15 protein-coding genes are annotated in these 16,302 nt (G+C 64.0%); 13 read left to right on the plus strand and 2 right to left on the minus strand.

Annotated elements, in window-relative coordinates:
* Positions 1 to 53 precede the first annotated feature (53 nt).
* A complete protein-coding gene (gene pepT, locus B5F89_RS08955; RefSeq protein ID WP_087431441.1) occupies positions 54 to 1,298 on the minus strand; it encodes a peptidase T in 1,245 nt (414 codons plus the stop codon).
* A gap of 144 nt (positions 1,299 to 1,442) precedes the next feature.
* On the opposite strand from pepT, the gene B5F89_RS08960 reads away from it, so the two are divergent.
* Positions 1,443 to 1,868, plus strand: coding sequence for a metal-dependent transcriptional regulator (locus tag B5F89_RS08960; protein WP_087431442.1), 426 nt, complete (start codon positions 1,443 to 1,445; stop codon positions 1,866 to 1,868).
* A gap of 5 nt (positions 1,869 to 1,873) precedes the next feature.
* Positions 1,874 to 2,773 carry a homocysteine S-methyltransferase family protein gene (locus B5F89_RS08965; protein ID WP_239286729.1) on the plus strand — a complete coding sequence of 300 codons (900 nt, stop codon included), beginning with the start codon at positions 1,874 to 1,876 and terminating at the stop codon, positions 2,771 to 2,773.
* 150 nt (positions 2,774 to 2,923) lie between these two features.
* Here B5F89_RS08965 and B5F89_RS08970 read toward each other — a convergent pair whose 3' ends face one another.
* Positions 2,924 to 3,601, minus strand: coding sequence for a copper homeostasis protein CutC (locus tag B5F89_RS08970; protein ID WP_087431443.1), 678 nt, complete (start codon positions 3,599 to 3,601; stop codon positions 2,924 to 2,926).
* Between the two features lie 286 nt (positions 3,602 to 3,887).
* Between B5F89_RS08970 and B5F89_RS08975 the strand changes: the two genes are divergently transcribed.
* The 11 genes from B5F89_RS08975 to B5F89_RS09025 all read left to right on the plus strand — a co-directional run bounded on the left by B5F89_RS08975 (position 3,888) and on the right by B5F89_RS09025 (position 15,817).
* A complete protein-coding gene (locus B5F89_RS08975; RefSeq protein WP_087431444.1) occupies positions 3,888 to 4,976 on the plus strand; it encodes a MupG family TIM beta-alpha barrel fold protein in 1,089 nt (362 codons plus the stop codon).
* Between the two features lie 237 nt (positions 4,977 to 5,213).
* The gene (locus B5F89_RS08980; protein WP_087431445.1) at positions 5,214 to 7,127 is read left to right on the plus strand and encodes a PRD domain-containing protein; all 1,914 of its coding nucleotides are present in this window, start codon (positions 5,214 to 5,216) and stop codon (positions 7,125 to 7,127) included.
* Positions 7,128 to 7,445, plus strand: a complete 318-nt coding sequence (locus B5F89_RS08985; RefSeq protein ID WP_087431446.1) for a PTS lactose/cellobiose transporter subunit IIA — start codon at positions 7,128 to 7,130, stop codon at positions 7,443 to 7,445. It abuts the gene before it with no gap.
* 84 nt (positions 7,446 to 7,529) lie between these two features.
* Complete coding sequence (locus B5F89_RS08990) at positions 7,530 to 7,865, plus strand: PTS sugar transporter subunit IIB (protein WP_087431447.1); 336 nt, start codon at positions 7,530 to 7,532, stop codon at positions 7,863 to 7,865.
* 35 nt (positions 7,866 to 7,900) lie between these two features.
* A complete protein-coding gene (locus B5F89_RS08995; protein WP_087431448.1) occupies positions 7,901 to 9,268 on the plus strand; it encodes a PTS sugar transporter subunit IIC in 1,368 nt (455 codons plus the stop codon).
* A 164-nt stretch (positions 9,269 to 9,432) separates the two neighbouring features.
* Positions 9,433 to 10,500 (plus strand): N(4)-(beta-N-acetylglucosaminyl)-L-asparaginase, encoded by a 1,068-nt coding sequence (locus tag B5F89_RS09000; RefSeq protein WP_087431449.1) that lies wholly within the window; start codon positions 9,433 to 9,435, stop codon positions 10,498 to 10,500.
* A gap of 11 nt (positions 10,501 to 10,511) precedes the next feature.
* Complete coding sequence (locus B5F89_RS09005) at positions 10,512 to 11,705, plus strand: Sapep family Mn(2+)-dependent dipeptidase (protein WP_204230659.1); 1,194 nt, start codon at positions 10,512 to 10,514, stop codon at positions 11,703 to 11,705.
* 48 nt (positions 11,706 to 11,753) lie between these two features.
* Entirely contained in the window at positions 11,754 to 12,434 is a 681-nt protein-coding gene (locus B5F89_RS09010; RefSeq protein WP_158098458.1) for an RDD family protein, read from the plus strand.
* 73 nt (positions 12,435 to 12,507) lie between these two features.
* On the plus strand, positions 12,508 to 13,029 hold the full coding sequence (locus B5F89_RS09015) for a GrdB-related putative oxidoreductase (protein ID WP_087431451.1): 522 nt from the start codon (positions 12,508 to 12,510) through the stop codon (positions 13,027 to 13,029).
* A gap of 1 nt (position 13,030) precedes the next feature.
* Positions 13,031 to 14,134 (plus strand): YitT family protein, encoded by a 1,104-nt coding sequence (locus tag B5F89_RS09020; RefSeq protein WP_239286730.1) that lies wholly within the window; start codon positions 13,031 to 13,033, stop codon positions 14,132 to 14,134.
* A gap of 297 nt (positions 14,135 to 14,431) precedes the next feature.
* The gene (locus tag B5F89_RS09025; protein WP_239286732.1) at positions 14,432 to 15,817 is read left to right on the plus strand and encodes a phosphoglucomutase/phosphomannomutase family protein; all 1,386 of its coding nucleotides are present in this window, start codon (positions 14,432 to 14,434) and stop codon (positions 15,815 to 15,817) included.
* Positions 15,818 to 16,302: the final 485 nt, after the last annotated feature.

The raw sequence follows: 16,302 nt of genomic DNA on the forward strand, positions 1-16,302 counted from the left end.
CCGGATGCGGACAAAGCGTCTGCATCCGGGGCGCTTTCTTATCGAGCTTGGTGTTAGGCAAAGCGCGCCACGAGGGCCTCGAGGACGTCGACCATCTTCTCGAGCGAGCTCACCGGGATGAACTCATTTACGCCATGGCAGCAGTACCCGCCCGTGGAGAGGTTGGGGCAGGGAAGGCCACGGAACGAGAGCTGGGCGCCGTCGGTGCCGCCGCGGATGGGGAGCACGTGCGGCTCCACGCCTGCAGCGGTGAACGCCTCCTTTGCAAGCTCGATGAGCTCGGGGTAGTCGGCAACGATCTCTGCCATGTTGCGATACTGCTGCTTGATCTCCACTGTGACGCGATCGCTGCCGAGCTCTGCGTTAACAAAGGCGGCCGCGCGCTCGATGAGGGCGCTTTTTGCGTCGAACTTGGCGGCGTCGTGGTCGCGCACGATGTAGCGTGCCGTGGCGTGCTCGCAGGTGGCCGAGACGCCTTCGAGGTGGATGAACCCTTCGTAGCCCTCGGTGTGCTCGGGACGGGCGTGCTTGGGCAGAAGCGCATGGAAGCGCGCAAACAGGTTGCCCGCGTTCACCATCTTGTCCTTGGCGTCGCCGGGGTGGATGGAGTAGCCGCGGAAGCGCACCGTTGCCTCGGCGGCGTTGAAGCACTCCCACTCCAGCTCGCCGATGGGGCCGCCGTCGACGGTGTAGGCGTACGTACAGCCAAAGCCCTCGATATCAAGAAGCTCTGCGCCGTGGCCAATCTCCTCGTCGGGGCAGAAGCAGATGCCAAGGCGCGGATGCGCCAGCTCGGGATGGGCGGCCAGGCGCGCGACGAGTGCCATAATCTCGGCGACGCCCGCCTTGTCGTCGGCACCGAGCAGGGTCGTGCCGTCGGTCACCACAAGGTCTTCGCCCACAAGCGCGTCGAGCGCGGGGAGCTTATCGGGCGCGATCGAGACGGGGCCCTCGGCACCCTCGCCGCAGATGAGGGGGCCTCCCTCGTAATGTACGATATGCGGGTTCACGTTGGTGCCGCTCACCACTTCGGTAGTGTCGAGGTGGGCGATGAGGCCGAGCGCGGGGCGCTCCTCGGCGCCGGCGCTGGCCGGCACGTGCGCGATGACATAGGCGTTGTCGGTCACGTGCACGCCCTCGCACCCAAGCTCGGTAAGCTCATCGGCAAGCACGCGCGCAAGGTCGAACTGCTTGTCAGTTGAGGGGACGCGGTCGGCGTGCTCGTCGGATGAGGTGGTGTCAATGCGGACGTAGCGCATAAAGCGCGCAAGAACATCGGAGTGTGCGGTTTCGGACATCTCGATCCCTTCGCTTGTGTGGTCGGACCCTCCCACTCTAGCACGCGCGGCGCGTTGGGGTAGAATCAGCTGAACACCACTGGGCCCGTCGCCGTTTTTGCTTCTGTCCAACGGCGCCGGCGCGACTCCCAAGGAGGCGGGCGCATGGCAGCGACCGAACAAGGCCAAGATCTTCACCTCACCATGGCAAACGAGGACTATCTCGAGTGCATGGTGCGCATCGAGCAGGAGGAGGGTGCCGAGGGCGGCGTCCGCTCCGTCGACATCGCCACGCGTCTTGAGGTCTCCAAGGCCTCGGTTAACAAGGCGGTCTCGGTGCTCAAGGCTCAAGGTCTTGTTGAGCAGGCGCATTACGGCAGGGTCATGCTCACGCCCCGCGGGCGCGAGATCGGTGAGGCGGTGTGGTACCGCCACCGCCTGCTGCGCACCTTCCTCATCAAGGAGCTCGGGGTTCCCTTTGAGCGTGCGGATGAGGAGGCCTGCCAGATGGAGCACGCCGTCTCTGAGGACACCATGAACCGCTGGCTCACCTACCTTGAGGGCCAAAACATCATGGTTGGCGAGGAGTAGAGACCTTGCCGGATTCGACCGCCTACTATAACCGCACGGGCGCGCAGGAGCTGCGCGAGCGCCTCGCGTCTGAGGTGCTGCTTGCACAGGGCCCCATGGGAACAGTGCTTATGGGCGAGTCAGGCGCGGCGGATGTGCCGGCGGCGTTCTGGAACCTCGCCGAGCCGCAGACCGTGCAGACGATTCACCGTCTGTACGAGGCGTCGGGCGCGCAGGTCCTCATCACCAATACGTTTCAGGCCTCTGAGCCGGCACTTGCGCGCGATCTGATTGTGCCTGCCATGGCCGAGGTCAACCGCGCTGCCACAGACAACGCGCGCGCGGCGCACCCGCAGGTGCTGCTTGGGTCGGTCGGCCCCTGCGGCCTTGCGTGGATGCGGCGCGACACGCCCGAGTTTCGCGCTTGTCGCGCGGCGTATCGCGAGCAGGCAGAGGCCCTGCTCGTTGCGGGCGTAGACGGCATTTTGCTCGAGACGTTCACATCCATCCGCGATCTGGAGCCGGCGCTTGCCGGGGTGTGTGATGCGGCGGACGGTATGCCCGTCCTGGTGAGTTTTGTCATCGATGACGAGGGAAATCTTTTGGGAGACGGCCTCACGATCGAGGGCGCGGTGCTCTGGGCGGAGAAGCGCGGGGCCGAGGCGGTTGGCATCAACTGCTGCTCGATTGCGGCGGCAACGCAGGTGCTGCCGCGCATGGTTGCCACGGCGCGTACGCCGGTTATGGTCAGACCTAACGCCGGCATACCCGTGCGTGACGAGGACGGCACGCTCACCTGGCCTGACGGTCCCGAGGCGTTCGGTCGTGCCGTCAACGACTGGGTTGCTGCCGGGGCTCACCTCGTAGGTGCGTGCTGCGGGGCGACGCCGCAGACGACGGCTGCCATGGCGGACGCCCTCGCATAGGCGGCGGCGTCTCGCATCAGACGGCATCCCCAATCTTGAGAAAAACGGCGCGGCGGCGGAAGCCCTAAAGACTTCCGCCGCCGCGCCTTGTGGCAGACGAGGGGGGGGGACGTGCTGCCCGGATAGGGGAGACGTCGAGCGCAAACGATGTTAGAGCTCGACAATCTTGGTGCCGTGGACCTCAGATACCCCAAGGGCCTCGGCTACCTCAACGGCGTTGGCGTGCGTGATGCCGCCGCCGGGGAGGATGGTGATGCGCCCGTTCGCGTAGGCAATAAGGCGGGCGAGGTGATCGATGTTGCCCATAATCGGCGTGCCGGCGGCGCCGCCGTGGGTGAGGATGCGCTCGACACCGAGCTCGGCAAGTACGTCGATGGCCTCGCGCTGGCGCTCCTCAGAAAGCTCGTCAAAGGCCATGTGGAAGGTCACCTGCACAGGCTCCCCTTCACCGTCGGCGCCCTTAGCGGCGCGGACGAGGGCGCGGGTCATGGCACGGTCGATGGCAAGCTCACCGGTTGCATCGTCGCGCACGAGGCAGCCAAAGACAACGCCCGTCACGCCCTCGGCGCGCTCGCAGGCAATGTCATCTGCCATCATCTGCTGCTCGGCGGCGGTGTAGACAAAGTTACCGCCGCGCGGGCGTGCCATGGCCATTACGGCCACGTTATGCTCGCGCGCAAAGGCCACAGCGGCGCGCACGACGCCTACGCTGGGGCTCGTGCCGCCAACGGCAAGGTTGTCGCAGAGTTCGATACGCCCGGCGCCCGCCGCAACGGCGGCCGGTACGCGCTCCATGTTCTCTGCGCAGAACTCTCTCAGCAGTGCCATGGTTCCTCCCAACACGATGGATCGCGCCGCGCACGGGCGCGGACGCGCCGATTAGAATCGGTCTTTAGCCCATCATAGAGGTCTCAGCGCCGCCGCCATGCCCTCAAACGTTCGCGATTTCTGCCACGCCAGCCGGCAGTTGGCCTGATTGACTTGCCTCTCACCTGCCGATAGCCTGTATCGATAGTGGGAACAATAGGAGCGGTATGCCTCGGCGCTGCACCGGGCATCCGGGAAACTCTCTGTGGTACAACGGGGCGCTCGCCCCCGAGAGAAAGGACAAAGCATGCACCGTCTAGGAATTTCCCTCTACCCTGAGCATTCGACTCAGGAGAAGGACTTCGCGTACATGGAGCTTGCCGCCAAGTACGGCTTCTCCCGCATCTTCACCTGCTTGCTCTCGGTGGAGAAGGGTGCCGAGGAGACGGTGGCCGAGTTTGGCGGCTTCATGAAGCGCGCCCACGAGCTGGGCTACACCGTTGCGGTCGACACGAATCCGCACGTGTTTGAGCGCCTGGGTGCCACGGCGACGAACCTCAAGCCCTTTGCCGACATGGGCGTTGACATCATCCGCCTCGACGGCCATCTGGGCGACGAGGGCGACATCATGCTCACCCGCAATCGCGAGGGCATCAAGGTTGAGTTCAACGGCAGCGGCAACCTCGGCCTCGACCTGCTTGTTGAGCGCGGTGCCGACAAGCGCAACATGGTCACCTGCGCGAACTTCTTCCCCGAGCCCTGGACGGGCATGAGCGAAGAGCGCTTTGTCGAGCTCTCCCGCAAGTACCATAAGGCCGGCTTCCAGACGGCTGCCTTTGTCTCGAGCCAGCAGCCCGAGACCTTTGGCCCCTGGCCCGTCTTTGCCGGTCTTCCCACCTGCGAGGATGACCGCCGTCGCCCCATTGACCTGCAGGTGCGCCACCTCGTGGGCACGGGTCTTATCGACGACATCATCATCGGCAACGCCTTTGCGAGCGAGGACGAGCTTGCTGCCATGGCGGCAGTCGACACCAGCCGCGTTACCATGCGCATCGACCTTGACCCCGGCATCACCGAGGGCGAGCGCGAGGTTCTGTGGGGCTTCAACCACAACGAGCGCGGCGACTGCTCTGAGTACCTCATCCGTTCGAGCTGGCCGCGCTTCATCTTCCGCGAGCGCGAGATCGCCCCGCGCGAGGCGCCCGAGACCTTCCACAAGGGCGACGTCCTCGTGGTGAACGACAACATGGCGCACTATCGTGGCGAGCTCCACATCGCCCGCCGCGACATGCCCAACGACGGCACGCGCAACCTCCTTGGCCGCATCCCCGCCGAGGAGCTGTTCCTGCTCGACTACATCCTGCCGGAGCACCCCTTCGCCTTCATCAAGGCGTAGCGTCACAACATACGCCATTTGACGCACATGCGGGCGTCGCTCAGCCATACGGCCGGGCGGCGCCCATTTTAGCGAGGCTCCGGCGAGGGCGCTAGGCGCCCCGTCCAGAGTCCCGTCCGTACGTTTGTGCAGGGCGGCAGTAATTCGTGCAGAGTCACTGCCGCCTCTACCGGCACGGGACGCCCGTCCGTATCGCCGCCATCGCGGATAGTATGGTGGCGAGGGAGGAATGAGGGTATGCAAGATACCAATCTGGTGCGCTACATCATGAAGCACGACGGCATTGCGCCGGCGGAGCTTGCCGTGCACCTCGGCGTCAAGGAGCGCGCGATGCGTGACCGCATCCGCCACGCCAATGACTCTATGCACGATCGCGGCATCATCGTCTACGACCGTGCGCGCCAGCGCTATGTGGTCGATATCCTCGATAGCGAGGGCTTTGAGGCCTGGCTCAGCGGTTCGGCGGCGCGCGACGCGTTTGACCGTCTGCCCTCCACGCCCGAGGAGCGTGTAGCCTACCTGTTGCAGGACCTGCTCTCCCGCACCGACTGGATCACGCTCGAGGACCTGGCGAGCCTGCTGTTTGTATCGCGCTCCACCATCTCGAGCGACTTGCGCCGCGTGGAGCAGACCCTCGACGAGTTCCATCTGCATATCGAGAAGCGCCCGCGCCACGGCATCCGCGTTACCGGCTCCGAGATGGACCGTCGTCTTTGCCTCGCAAACATCGCCGTCGAGGCGCGCCTTGCCGACGACGAGCTCGGCGACGCTGACTACCACGCCATGCTCGACGCCGTGGAGCACCGGGTGACCGAGGTCCTCGACCGCGAGCAGTACAAGATCAACCCGGTGTCGCACCAGAACCTCGTCGTGCACATCGCCATCGCCATCACGCGCATCCGCAAGAACTGCTACGTCCCCATGGACGCGGCAAACCTCGAGCACGTGCGCGATACGGCGGAGTACGCCGTTGCCGACGTGGTCGCCCGCGCCATCGAGAGCGCCTTTACCGTCGACCTGCCCGAGGAAGAGGTCGCCTACATCGCCATCCACCTCGCGAGCAAGCATCTCATCGAGGGCGATGGTTCCTCGAGCGGAGAGGGGGCCAAAAACCTCGAGATTACCGACGAGGCTTGGAACCTCGCCGCCGAGATGCTCGACGTTGTCTGGCGCGCCTTCCGTTTTGACTTCCGCGATGACGCGGAGCTGCGCATGAACCTCGCGCGCCACCTCATGCCGCTCGAGGTCCGCCTCAAGTACGGCATGGTCTACGACAATCCGCTGCTTCCCGACATCAAGGCGCGCTATCCGCTGCCGTTTTCCATGGCAACTGACGCGCTCGGCGTGCTCGGCGAGCGCCACGACACGGCGGTGTCGGATGCCGAGATTGGGTATGTGGCCCTCTTCTTTGCGCTTGCGCTCGAGCGTCGCCACACGGGGCACGCCAAAAAGCACGTGCTGGTGGTGTGCGCGTCCGGTGCGGGCAGCGCCCGGTTGCTTGCCTACCGCCTGCAGGAGGAGTTCAGCTCCGACTTTGAGTGCGTGGACACCTGTGACGCCTCCGACTTCAGCACGCGCGACCTCACCGATATCGATTACATCTTCACCACGGTGCCCCTCGAGCGCGCTGTCGAGCAGCCCGTCGTCCACATCAGCCTCTTTTTGGACGAGACGAGCCGCCGCGACGTCAAGCGCGCCCTCAAGCAGGACAGCGACGCCAACATCAAATCGTATTTCTCGCGCGACCTGTTCTTCCCGCGCTGCGCGCTCACCACGCACGAGGAGATCATCGACTTCCTCTGCGAGCGCTGCGCCGCCTACGACGAGCTGCCCGAGAACTTTGAGGCGCTCGTGTGGCAGCGCGAGCGTGCGGCCAACACGTCGTTTGGCAACCTGGTGGCGCTTCCGCACCCCTACGAGGCTGTAAGCAGCAAGACCTTTGTGGCCGTGGCCCTCACCGACACGCCCGTCGACTGGGGCGGTACGCCCGTTCAAGCGGTATTCATGGTCTGCGTCGCGCGCGACGCGGGCGCGGACCTTGAGGCGTTTTATCGCGCCATGACCGGTCTTTTGACCAAGCAGCAGGCAATTCAGGAACTGATCGACGACATGCGGTTCGAGGTGCTCCTGAGCGAACTGGAAGGAGAATAAATGGACGAGTTGGTACGGACGAGTTTCCAGATCATTGCCGCCGTGGGCGGTGCGCGAAGCTCCTATGTCGAGGCCGTCGCTGCGGCGAAGGCGGGCGATTTTGAGCGCGCCGACGAGCTCATGAAGGCCGGTGACGAAAGCTTCTTGGGCGGGCACGACGCCCACACCTCGCTTATCCAGCGCGAGGCCGCCGGCGACCCGGTGAACATGACCCTCATGATCACCCACGCCGAGGACCAGCTTATGGCTGCCGAGAGCTTCAAGATCGTGGCCGCCGAGCTCATCGACGTCTACCGTCGCATGGAGAAGGACGCGTAAGGGTCCAGATCGCTGCTCCCCGCGCGGTATGGGTCCGCGCGGTTACGTCACGCGGCCGCAAGGCCGCAGAGAAAGGAAGGGACTATGGCAGACAAGAAGAAGATCTACCTGTTCTGCAGCGCCGGCATGTCCACGAGCATGCTCGCCCAGAACATGCAGCAGGTGGGCGACGCCCACAATCTGCCGGTCGAGGTTCGCGCCTATCCCATCGGCAAGGTCGATGAGATCGCCGCGTCCGAGCACCCGGCCTGCGTCCTTCTGGGCCCGCAGGTTCACCATCAGTACGAGGCCACCAAGGCACGCATCGAGGGCACCTATGACATCCCCGTCGGCATCCTCGACCAGCAGGCCTACGGTCTTATGGACGGCGAGGCGTCGCTCAAGTACGCCGTCAAGCTCATCAAGACCTACAAGAAGTAAGCAGATAGTTATTTAGGTTACTAAGGAGGCTTCCCGTGTTCGAGAAACTCGAGAAAGTCCTTATGCCCCTGGCCGAGGCCATCGGCAACAACAAGTACCTCGTCTCCATTCGAGACGGCTTTTTGATCTCGACCCCGCTGCTCATCGCGGGCTCGATCTTCCTCGTTATCGCCAACCTGCCTATCCCGGGTTTCTCCGAGTGGGTGGCGAGCATCCCCATCGCCGACGGCACGCTGGCGACCTACCTCTCCAAGCCGTCTGACGCCACGTTCTCGCTGATGGCTATCTTTGCGACCTTTGGCATTGCCTACAGCTACGCCAACCAGGTCAAGAGCGACTCGCTCTTCTGCGCGGCGGCCGCCCTCATGGCGTGGTTCCTTATCATGCCCTACACCGTGACCGGTTCGGTCGAGGTCGGCGGCGAGGCCGTTGACGTCGCCCTCTCTGGCATCCCGCTGGGCTGGGTCGGCGCCAAGGGCATCTTCGTGGGTATCTTCTGCGCCTTCGGTGCCACCGCCATCTACACCTGGGTCAAGAACCGCGGCTGGGTCATCAAGATGCCCGCCGGCGTTCCGCCCACCGTCACCGAGTCCTTCTCCTCGCTCATCCCGATCACGATCACGATGACGATCTTCTTCTTCATCAACGTCGTCTTCGGCCTCTTTGGCACCAACGTGTTCGACATCGTCTTCCAGTTCCTGCAGACCCCGCTGCTCGGCCTTGGTGACACGCTCGGCGCTATGGTTGTTGCCTACCTGTTCCTGCACGCCTTCTGGTTCTTCGGCATCAACGGCGGCTCTGTCGTGGGCGCCGTCTTCAACCCGATCCTCCAGACGCTCGCGGCCGAGAACCTCGAGTTCTTCCGCACCGGTGTTGGCGAGGGCCACATCATCTGCCAGCAGTTCCAGGACCTCTTCGCCACCTTCGGCGGCTGCGGCTCCACGCTTTCGCTGCTCATCGCCATGGTGCTCTTCTGCAAGTCCGCGCGCATCAAGCAGCTTTCCCGCCTTGCCTTCGTGCCCGGCATCTTCAACATCAACGAGCCGATCGTGTTCGGTCTGCCGATCGTTATGAACCCGGTCATCATCATCCCGTTCATCCTCGTGCCGACGCTGAACATCGTCATCTCCTACTTCGCTATGGACCTGGGCATCGTCCCCATCTGCTCTGGCGTCCAGGTGCCCTGGACGATGCCGCTCGGCATCTCGGGCCTCATCGCCACCAACTGGGTCGGCGGCGTCCTGCAGATCCTGCTTCTGATCATGGGCGTGTTCATCTATCTGCCCTTCATCAAGACCATCGACAACCAGTACCTGCGCGATGAGGAGCAGGCTGCGCTCGAGGCCGAGACCGCGGTTGAGGACGACATTGACCTCAACGACCTCTCGTTCGACGATCTGTAAGAGCTAAGCGCCGGGGACATACCCCAGCGAGCATGCGAACACACCGCATCGCCGCCCGTGCCCCGTTGGCGATGCCGCGGGGCACGGGCGCATCTGGTATAAGGGACGGGGCCGGCACGCACTGCCGGCGCCCGCCGGGCGACCTGAGGTTTGAGGAGGAAGCCATGTGGGGAATCATCGCGACCTGGAGAATGGCGCGCGAGGGCGTCGAGGCGGCGGGCGACATGCTCGCTGGCGGCGGCAGCGCCGGTGACGCCATCGAGCGTGCGATCCGCGAGGTCGAGGATTTTCCGTACTACAAGTCGGTTGGCTACGGTGGCCTGCCCAACGAGGAGATGGAAGTCGAGCTCGACGCTGCCTTTATGAACGGCGACACGCTCGAGTTTGGTGCCGTTGGCGCGCTCAAGAACTTTGCGAACCCCGTGAGCGTTGCGCGCGCCCTTGCTACCGGCGACGCCAACAACCTGCTGGTGGGAACCGGTGCCGAGAAGTTTGCGGACAAGGCGGGCTTTGAGCGCAAGAATATGCTCACCGACCGCGCCAAGATTATGTACACCAAGCGCGTTGCCGAGGAGGGCGGCCGTATGCCCGACGCGGTGCGCACCCTCGGCGAGCCCGAGGCCGAGCAGGAGACCGCACGCGGCGCCATGTCCGGTCGCGAGGCCGAGCCGCCGCGCGCCGGCGTCGACCAGGAGGGGACCGACCCCTGCGGCCACGATACCGTGGGCATGGTCTGCCTCGATGCCGCGGGAACCATGACCGCCGCCACCTCCACGAGCGGGCTCTTTATGAAGCGCCCCGGCCGCGTGGGCGACTCGTCCATCCCGGGTGCCGGCTTCTACGTGGACTCCGCCTGGGGCGGCTCCGCCTCGACCGGCCTTGGCGAGGACGTCATGAAGGGCTGCGTGGGCTACGAGATCGTTCGCCTTATGGGCGAGGGCATGCACCCGCAGCAGGCCTGCGAGAAGGCGATCTTTGCCTTTAGCAAGAAGCTCGAGGAGCGCCGCGGCCATGCGGGCGATATCTCGTTTGTTGCCATGGACGCCCAGGGCCGCTGGGGCGCCGCCTCTAACATCGAGGGGTTCTCGTTTGTGGTTGAGACTGAGACCGAGCCTGCCTGCGTCTATCTGGCGCACCCGCAGCCGGACGGAACCTGCACCCACGAGGTTGCAAGCCAGGAGTGGCAGGACGCCTACATGGCCTCGCGCATGGCCCCGGTTACCTTGGATTAGAGGTGTCTCACATGAGTCGAGACGAAGAGACTTCGATCGATGCCGAGCTCGAGGGGCGCATCCTCTCCGAGGTCGATGCCGTGTCCGATGACATGATCGAGGCGATCCGCGCCATCGTGCGCCAGAAGAGTGTTGAGGACACCCCGGCGCCCGGCGCTCCGTTTGGCACCGGCGTGCGCGCTGCCCTCGACCAGACGCTCGCCCTTTGCCGCGAGCTAGGGTTCGAGACGGTAAACGTCGATGGCTACATGGGCTACGCCCTCTGGCGCGCCGAGGCCGCAGAAGGCGAGGAGCCGCTTCCCGGCTACGTCTGCGCGCTCGGCCACCTCGACGTCGTGCCCGAGGGCACGACGGGGTGGAAGGTCGACCCGTACAGCGCCGACCTTACCGACGGCCGCATTACAAGCCGCGGCGTGCTCGATAACAAGGGCCCCATCTACGCGTGCCTCTACGCGCTCTGGGCGCTTAAGCGCCTGGGCCTTGCACCCCGCCGCGATGTGCGCATCATCTTTGGCTGCAACGAGGAGACGGGTTTTCGTGACCTGCGCTACTACCTCGAGCACGAGCCCGCGCCCGTTATGGGCTTCACGCCCGACTGCAAGTACCCTGTCGTCTACGCCGAGCGTGGCCGCATGGGTGTGCGCCTGACCGGGCCGAGCCTGCGCGGAGGGCGCACCGACGATGTGCTTGGGCGCTTCTTCTCGTTCATGAACGAGTTTGTTTTGAACGCCAAGCCCACAGGCGAGCGTTTTGGCATCGACCGCACCGACCCGGAGTTTGGTGTGACCGAGGTCCGCAACTACAAGCTCGATCTCGTTGCCGATGCGCCTGCGGTGGAGTTTGCCATCAGCTACCCCGCCTCGCTTACGGCCGACGAGATTCGCGCCAAGCTCAGCGATGTCGCAGCCGAGCAGGGGCTCGCCTTTGAAGTCACGGGCAACTACGACCCCGTGCGTTTTGAGAAGGACTGCCGCCTCGTACGGACCCTCGTCTATACCTATGAGCACGTTACGGGATCGGACGGGTCGCCTGTGACCACCACCGGGGGCACCTACGCCAAGCTCATGCCCAACATCGTGCCCTTTGGGCCGTCGTTCCCGGGGCAGAAGGGCATTGGCCACCAGCCCAACGAATGGATGGACGTCTCCGATATCATTACCAACGCCAAAATCTACGCGCTGTCGCTCTATCTGCTGTCACGCTAAGCGGCCGAGGGCGCGCAGACACCGACCAACGATCCGATGGGATGGACCATGAGCTCTAAGAAGCACAAGAAGAAGCAGCACTCTACGGCAGCCTCCGCGCCTGCAGGCGCGCCCGTCGCCGAGGCTCCTGCGTCGCGCGGTATCGCCTCGCGTATTGCCGGCATTGCCGCCCATGCGGGAGCGCCCGCTCCGGTGGCACGCCGCTTCTTTGCGTACCTTATCGATTGGTACGTGGGTGCTCTTTGCTCCGCGGTCCCCATCTCGCTCGTTGCGGCCAAGCTCACGGGCGACATTACCAATCAGTACCTCGTCGACTTTCCCTCGCCCTACGGGCTGATCGCCGGTGCCGGTGCGCTTCTGTGCGCGTTTCTCTACTACATAGCCATTCCGCTTCTTGTCTGGCCGGGCCAGACGCCCGGCAAGCGCCTGTGCGGTATCCGCATCGAGCTTGCCGACGGCGGCCCCGTTGACTTCCCGCACCTGGCGCTCCGCCAGATTGTGGGCGTGGTGATCCTCGAGGGCGTTATCGCCAACGCGAGCGGCATCTGGCACCAGATGGCGACCATCGTCACGGGTATCAACATCGTTCACCCGCTTATGTATGTGGGTTTTGCCATCACCGCTGTGAGCTGCGGCATGATTCTCATCCGCAAAGACCACCGCTGCCTGCACGACTTTATCGGGGGTACGCGGGTCGCTCTTGTGGAGAAAGGGGAGCCCGCCGCGTAGGCAGCCCGCCGCGTAGGCCCGCTTCCAACCGTTGCCAACGCCCCGCCTTGCGGGGCATAGGAAAGGAATCGTCATGAAAATCGTTATGATCTACGACCAGATTCAGTCCGGCCTTGGCGCCAAGGACGACCGCAACCTTCCGCTCGGCATCTTGAAGGAGCCGGTTGGTCCCACGATTATGATGGAGAACCTGCTCAAGCAGGTGGACGGCAAGGTTGTGGCCACGCTGTACTGCGGCTGGGGCACCTACGGCGACAATCCCGACGAGGTCGCTCGCAAGCTCGTTGCCATGTGCCACAAGATTAACCCCGATGTTGTCATGTGCGGACCGACCTTCAACTACGTGGAGTACGCCGAGATGGCCTGCCGCGTTGCCGCGGATATTGAGGCCGCGGGCAAGATCCACGCCCTCGCTGCGGTGAGCCAGGAGAACGCCGACGTTATCGAGCGTTACCGCGACAAGATTGCCATCGTCCGCACGCCCAAGAAGGGCGGCACCGGCCTTAACGAGGCCCTCAAGAACATGTGCCTCGTCGCCAAGGGCCTTGTGGACGGCGCCGACATCACCGATCTCAAGCAGAAGGCATGCTTCTAATATGAGTGAGTCGGAGGAGAAAGGGTCGATTGCGCGTGCCGAGGCGCATGCCCGTGCTGCCGAGCGCCGGCGCGATGCGCGTAACCGCGCCGTCATGCATGCGCGGCAGGAGCGCGAGGAGCGCCGGGCGGCTGTTATGCAGCAGCTCGAGGAGGTTGTGGCCGAGCAGGGCCAAGAGCCCCCGCTGTTTACGTTCCCCGAGGTCAAGATTGATTTCAAGGCTGAGGCCAAGCGCTTAAAGAACCTGAGGCGCTTCACGCTCATCCGCCGTGCGATGACGCTTGCCGCCGTGGTGTGCTCGGCGTTTATCCAGGCCTACACTATGCAGGCCTTCGTCTACCCGGCAAACCTGCTCTCGAGCGGCTTCACGGGCGTGGCCATCCTCATCGAGCGCATCACGGGCCTGTTTGGCGTGCATTTCTCCACCTCGCTCGGCATGATCGCCCTCAACATCCCCGTAGCGATCCTTTGCTGGAAGAGCATCAGCCGGCGATTCGTGATCTTCTCCATGCTGCAGGTGTTTCTCGCGAGTTTCTTCTTGCGCGTGCTGACGTTCGAGCCCATCCTCGACGACCTTATGCTGCAGGTGGTCTTTGGCGGCTTCCTCTACGGATTTGCCATTGCGGTGGCGCTGCGCGGCGGTGCGAGTACGGCGGGAACGGACTTTATCTCGCTTATGGTCTCCAACAAGACCGGGCAGTCCATCTGGGGGCTTGTCTTTGCGGGCAACTGCGTGGTGCTTTGCATCTTTGGCGCGATGTTTGGCTGGGAGGCGGCGGCCTACTCGATTATCTTCCAGTTCATCTCCACCAAGGCAATCGAGATGTTCTATCACCGCTACGATCGCGTGACGCTACAGATCGTGACCCAGCGCCCCGAGCAGATTCTGGATGCGTACAACGACATCCACAAGCACGGCTCGTCGGTTATGGAAGTCATGGGCGGGCGCAGCCGCAAGCGCTACTGGCTCATCAACACCGTGGTCTCGTCATACGAGGTGGACGACATCATGCATCTGGTGCGCGTGCAGGACGGCGGCGCGGTCGTGAATGTGTTTAGGACCGAGGACTTCTTTGGTAACTTCTACCGTGCGCCCATTGACTGACGCTACTGCGCCCTGTCGGCGAAGCAGAGTTTACCAGCTCTTGAGGCCGCTCAGGAGCTGGTAAACGCGGTTTTGGCGAAATGGCCCCGTCGGGCAAAGGTCCCGTCGGGCAAAGGCCCCGTCCGGCAAAAGCGCCTTGCCGGGCGAAATCACCCCGTCGCTTCTTGGTAGAGGCGGCGGGGTGCTTCTGTTTGTGGAGGGCGCCTGGGTTCGTTTCTTGAGCGACGCTAAAGGGTATACCTCTCACGTATGAATTGGCCGCAGCCGAACGCGAGAGGTGTCTTTCTGGTGGCGACGATGATCAGCTTTGGGACCGATGGGTGGCGCGCCCGCCTAGATGGTGACTTCACCGAGGAAAACGTGGTGCGCATCGCCGACGCGGCGGGAGCGCTTTGGGCGCAAACGACGCCCGGCGCCATCGTCTACGTGGGGTTTGACACCCGCCTCGGCGCCGAGCACTACGCGGTGCTGGCAGGCGAGGTCCTCGCTGCACACGGAATCGTTGCCAAGGTCTCGACAAAGCCCTCGCCCATGCCTGCCATATCGTGGGCGGTTGCAAACGACGTGCGCTCCTGCGGCGGTCTTATGGTTACCGGTTCGCACAATCCGCCCGACTACCTTGGTATCAAGTTCTGCCTTGCGGGAGGGGCCACGCTTACGCAGGACGTGACCGATGCCCTCGAGGCGGCGATTGACCCCGACGCCACGTCCGCCCGCGGGCCAATTGCGCGCGAGGACTTTGTGACGCCGTATCTTGACCATCTGTGCGAGGCGGTGGATGCCGAGGCCATTGCCCGTGCTCATCTGCGTGTGGTGTACGACCCGCTGTACGGCGCGGCTCGTGGGCTGGTGCCTGACGTCTTGGGTGCCCTCGGCGTGTCGGTGGTCGAGATTCACGGCCACGACGATGCGGACACTGCAGATATCCATCCCGATCCTATCGAGCCATGGATTGACGACTGCGAGCAGGCGGTTGTGGCCCACGGCGCATGCGCGGGCCTTATTAGTGACGGCGATGCGGACCGTGCGGGTGCGGTGGACGAGCACGGGCGCTATGTTGCCCCCTATAAGATCATTGCCCTTCTGGCCGAGCATCTGGTGAACCATCACGGCCTTACCGGACGCGTGGTCGTCAATCAGTCGACCTCGGTTATCGCACGGCGCGCCGCTGCGGCACTTGGCTGCCGCGTGAGCGTAAAGCCCGTCGGCTTCAAGTATATATATGAAGAGATGCGCAAGGGAGATGTCCTCATCGGTGGGGAAGAGGCGGGCGGCATAGGCATCCCCGCGTACTGCCCCGAGCGTGACGGCATCCTGGCGAACCTCTTGCTCTGCGAGCTGATGGCAATCAGCGGCAAGACGCTGGGCGAGCTGGTGGATGATCTGGAGCGTCGCTTTGGGGCGACGAGCTATGCGAGGCGGGACCTTCGCCTCGAAAACGAGGTAATAGAGATGTTCCGCACGTTCCTGCCCGGGCTTAACCCCCAGAACGTGGCAGGCAAAACGCCGGTGCGTGTGAGCCATATGGACGGGCTGCGCCTGGAGTTTGAGGACGAGAGCTGGCTACTGCTGCGCCCGAGCGGCACGGAGCCGGTGGTGCGCGTGTGCGCCGAGGCCCCTACGGTAGAGCTGCGCGACGCCCTTTTGGATGCGGGAAGCGAGCTCGCGCGTGGGGACCTGTGAGGGCCAAAACCGCGCTCTCTGTAGTGCAAACCGCCCGTGTGGACCGCTCACCTTCGGCGAACGGTAGGTATTAGTAGATAAGCGTTTCCAAAACACTATATATAGGGGCTGTTTCAACGCTCGGCTCAGTAGTTGTGGAGGAACTGTGAACCTCAGAATCCCCCTTGCGCGGGGGCCCCGGGGCTGGCAATATATCTCCTTGCCGCGCGGCCCGGTGAGAGCCGGACGAGCCGCGGCGGGCACCTTGAGAACCGGATATCGCGGGGAGGCGGAGGAAGATCCCTCCGCCCCGAGAGACAGAGAAGAACACCATCTTCCAGATGAGATTTCAGAGTGGTGTAGGTTCCATTACCTACGATTCCGCTCAGGTCGAAACGCGAACGATGGATCCGATTCGGCGTCAGCCGAGACGGGCGGGCTCCACCGCGCCGATATGGACTGAGACCGGCACGACCGTGCCGGCCGGAATATTGGACGGAGAGTTC

The organism is Collinsella sp. An307 (assembly GCF_002161805.1).
Lineage (GTDB): Bacteria > Actinomycetota > Coriobacteriia > Coriobacteriales > Coriobacteriaceae > Coprousia.

Excerpts from the sequence above, each read along its gene's own strand:
- pepT (WP_087431441.1), bottom strand. The coding sequence starts at position 1,298 with ATGTCCGAAACCGCACACTCCGATGTTCTTGCGCGCTTTATGCGCTAC.
- B5F89_RS08960 (WP_087431442.1), top strand. The coding sequence starts at position 1,443 with ATGGCAGCGACCGAACAAGGCCAAGATCTTCACCTCACCATGGCAAAC.
- B5F89_RS08970 (WP_087431443.1), bottom strand. The coding sequence starts at position 3,601 with ATGGCACTGCTGAGAGAGTTCTGCGCAGAGAACATGGAGCGCGTACCG.
- B5F89_RS08975 (WP_087431444.1), top strand. The coding sequence starts at position 3,888 with ATGCACCGTCTAGGAATTTCCCTCTACCCTGAGCATTCGACTCAGGAG.
- B5F89_RS08980 (WP_087431445.1), top strand. The coding sequence starts at position 5,214 with ATGCAAGATACCAATCTGGTGCGCTACATCATGAAGCACGACGGCATT.
- B5F89_RS08985 (WP_087431446.1), top strand. The coding sequence starts at position 7,128 with ATGGACGAGTTGGTACGGACGAGTTTCCAGATCATTGCCGCCGTGGGC.
- B5F89_RS08990 (WP_087431447.1), top strand. The coding sequence starts at position 7,530 with ATGGCAGACAAGAAGAAGATCTACCTGTTCTGCAGCGCCGGCATGTCC.
- B5F89_RS09000 (WP_087431449.1), top strand. The coding sequence starts at position 9,433 with ATGTGGGGAATCATCGCGACCTGGAGAATGGCGCGCGAGGGCGTCGAG.
- B5F89_RS09005 (WP_204230659.1), top strand. The coding sequence starts at position 10,512 with ATGAGTCGAGACGAAGAGACTTCGATCGATGCCGAGCTCGAGGGGCGC.
- B5F89_RS09010 (WP_158098458.1), top strand. The coding sequence starts at position 11,754 with ATGAGCTCTAAGAAGCACAAGAAGAAGCAGCACTCTACGGCAGCCTCC.
- B5F89_RS09015 (WP_087431451.1), top strand. The coding sequence starts at position 12,508 with ATGAAAATCGTTATGATCTACGACCAGATTCAGTCCGGCCTTGGCGCC.
- B5F89_RS09020 (WP_239286730.1), top strand. The coding sequence starts at position 13,031 with ATGAGTGAGTCGGAGGAGAAAGGGTCGATTGCGCGTGCCGAGGCGCAT.
- B5F89_RS09025 (WP_239286732.1), top strand. The coding sequence starts at position 14,432 with ATGATCAGCTTTGGGACCGATGGGTGGCGCGCCCGCCTAGATGGTGAC.